The sequence below is a fragment of the Paraburkholderia sp. 22099 genome (assembly GCF_052045835.1).
Lineage (GTDB): Bacteria > Pseudomonadota > Gammaproteobacteria > Burkholderiales > Burkholderiaceae > Paraburkholderia > Paraburkholderia terricola.
Genome location: NZ_JBQEPU010000075.1, coordinates 1 through 2,074 on the forward strand (window position 1 = coordinate 1; position 2,074 = coordinate 2,074).

The 2,074-nt window shown below is 66.4% G+C and carries 1 protein-coding gene; it reads left to right on the forward strand.

Going from position 1 to position 2,074, the window contains the following annotated elements; all coding sequences use genetic code 11:
- On the forward strand, nucleotides 1-2,074 hold a 2,074-nt coding region (locus ACTJLC_RS31665; RefSeq protein ID WP_440846398.1), incomplete at both ends, for a beta strand repeat-containing protein.

Below are 2,074 nucleotides of genomic sequence, written 5' to 3' on the forward strand. Positions count from 1 at the left end.
ACGGTAGTCGCGGGCAGCAAGACGCACTACTACAGCGTCAACGACAACGGCGTGCAGGGCGGCAACTACGACAACGACGGCGCGACCGGCGTGAACGCGCTCGCCGCGGGCGTGGGCGCATCGGCCGCGGGTGCGAATGCGACGGCGATCGGCAACGGCTCGCAGGCGCTGGCGGCCTCGACGGTCGCGATCGGCGACAGCAACACGGTGGCGGCGGCCGCGGGCCAGGGCTCGATCGCGGGCGGCTACCAGTCGCAGGTGAGCAGCGGCACGGGCGCCGTGGCGCTGGGTTTCCAGCAGACCGCGAGCGGTGACGGCGCGGTGGCGATCGGCGACCCGAACTCGGCGACGGGCACGGGCGCGGTGACGGTGGGCGCGAACAACACGGCCAATGGCACGGGCGCGGTGGCGCTGGGCAGCTCGAACGTGGCAACGGGCACGGGGTCGGTGGCGCTCGGCAGCACGTCGACGGCGGCGAACACCGGCGCGGTGGCGCTGGGCTCGGGGGCGACCGCGGCGAATGCCGGCGACGTGGCGCTGGGCTCGGGCTCGGTGACGGCGGCGGCCAATCCGACCTCGGGCGCGACGATCGGCGGCAAGGCGTACAGCTTCGCGGGAGCGAGCCCGACGAGCGTGGTGAGCGTCGGCGCGCCGGGCGCGGAGCGGCAGGTCACGAACGTGGCGGCGGGGCAGCTCAGCGATACGAGCACGGACGCGGTCAACGGCTCGCAACTGTTTGCGACCAACCAGGCAATCGATACGCTGTCGACTTCCACTTCTACCGGTATCAGTTCGCTGTCGACGGGGCTTTCCACGACGAACAGCAACGTGGCGTCGCTGTCGACTGCGACGGGCTCGATCTCGACCAGCATCAGTTCGCTGTCCACGGGTCTGTCGACGACCGATAGCAATGTGGCCTCGCTCTCGACCTCGACCTCGACCTCGGCGAGTTCGCTGTCCACCGGCCTCAGCACGACCGATAGCAACGTGGCGTCGTTGTCCACGTCGGCCTCGACGGGTATCAGTTCGCTGTCTACCGGGCTTTCCACCACGGATAGCAACGTGGCGTCGCTGTCCACGTCGACCTCGACGACGGCCAGTTCGCTTTCGACGGGCCTGAGCACGACCGACAGCAATGTGGCGTCGCTGTCCACGTCCACTTCGACCACGGCGAGTTCCTTGTCCACTGGCGTGAGTTCGCTCTCGACCGGTCTATCCACGACGAACAGCAACGTGACCTCGCTGTCGACGTCGGCTTCGACGGGCATCAGTTCGCTCTCGACGGGCCTTTCCACGACTGATAGCAACGTGGCCTCGCTGTCGACTTCGACATCGACCACGGCAAGCTCACTCTCCACGGGTCTGTCCACGACGAACAGCAACGTGACGTCGTTGTCGACGTCGGCCTCGACGGGCATCAATTCGCTGTCCACGGGTCTTTCCACCACGGACAGCAACGTGGCCTCGCTGTCGACCTCGACCTCGACCACGGCAAGTTCGCTGTCCACCGGTGTCAGTTCGCTTTCGACCGGCCTGAGCACGACCAACAGCAATGTGACGTCACTGTCGACATCGGCATCGACGGGCATCAGTTCGCTATCCACGGGTCTTTCCACCACGGACAGCAACGTGGCGTCGCTGTCGACCTCGACCTCGACCACGGCGAGTTCGCTGTCCACTGGTGTCAGTTCGCTGTCAACGGGCCTGAGCACGACGAACAGCAACGTGACGTCGCTGTCGACGTCGGCCTCGACGGGCATCAGTTCGCTGTCCACGGGGCTTTCCACCACGGATAGCAACGTGGCCTCGCTGTCGACCTCGACATCGACCACAGCGAGTTCCTTGTCCACTGGCGTGAGTTCGCTCTCGACCGGCCTGTCCACGACGAACAGCAACGTGACTTCGCTGTCGACATCGGCCTCGACGGGCATCAGTTCGCTCTCGACGGGTCTTTCCACCACGGACAGCAACGTGGCGTCGCTGTCGACCTCGACTTCGACCACGGCAAGCTCGCTGTCCACTGGCGTGAGTTCGTTGTCCACGGGCCTGTCCACCACCAACAGCAACGTGAGTT